This window comes from Carboxydocella sp. JDF658, assembly GCF_002049395.1.
Classification (GTDB): Bacteria; Bacillota.
Genome location: NZ_BDLR01000190.1, coordinates 1 through 214 on the forward strand (window position 1 = coordinate 1; position 214 = coordinate 214).

The window sequence follows — 214 nt, forward strand, 5'->3', positions numbered from 1 at the left end:
GCAGACCATGAGCTGGGGGTCACTCTTTTCAAAAGGTCAAGCCTCAAGGAGGACGAATACCTACCCAGAAAGCAATCTCACGATTACATTGTGCCTGGAACAGCAGCAAAAAGGAAGTCTAATTTCCAGTTTTTAAAGAACAAATTTGGTACAAAAAATGAACGGTTAATATTACCGTTCAGGTTAAATCTCTAAATATATGATACGAGGAGGT

1 protein-coding gene is annotated in these 214 nt (G+C 39.7%); it reads left to right on the plus strand.

The genetic code is table 11. The features are described from left to right. A partial coding sequence (locus JDF658_RS14705) for a hypothetical protein (protein WP_207651249.1) occupies positions 1-195 on the plus strand: 195 nt, incomplete at its 5' end. Positions 196-214: the final 19 nt, after the last annotated feature.